The organism is Paenibacillus hodogayensis, from assembly GCF_039536325.1.
In the GTDB taxonomy this organism is placed as follows: Bacteria; Bacillota; Bacilli; order Paenibacillales; family NBRC-103111; genus Paenibacillus_AB; species Paenibacillus_AB hodogayensis.
On record NZ_BAAAYO010000022.1, the window covers coordinates 1 to 515 of the forward strand.

Here is a 515-nt window from a genome sequence, read left to right on the forward strand (position 1 = left end):
CCGAACCTATCAACCTGGTCGTCTACCAGGGGTCTTACGAATTGGGAAATCTCATCTTGAGGGGGGCTTCACGCTTAGATGCTTTCAGCGCTTATCCCTTCCGTACGTAGCTATCCAGCCATGCCTCTGGCGAGACAACTGGTACACCAGCGGTACGTCCATCCCGGTCCTCTCGTACTAAGGACAGCTCCTCTCAAATTTCCTACGCCCACGACAGATAGGGACCGAACTGTCTCACGACGTTCTGAACCCAGCTCGCGTACCGCTTTAATGGGCGAACAGCCCAACCCTTGGGACCTACTTCAGCCCCAGGATGCGATGAGCCGACATCGAGGTGCCAAACCTCCCCGTCGATGTGGACTCTTGGGGGAGATAAGCCTGTTATCCCCAGGGTAGCTTTTATCCGTTGAGCGATGGCCCTTCCATTCGGTACCACCGGATCACTAAGCCCGACTTTCGTCCCTGCTCGACTTGTTGGTCTTGCAGTCAAGCTCCCTTATGCCTTTGCACTCTTC

General features: G+C 55.3%; 1 rRNA gene. It reads right to left on the minus strand.

Annotation, left to right across the window (positions count from 1 at the left end):
* Nucleotides 1–515, minus strand: a 23S ribosomal RNA gene (locus ABD796_RS35570); the annotation flags it as partial.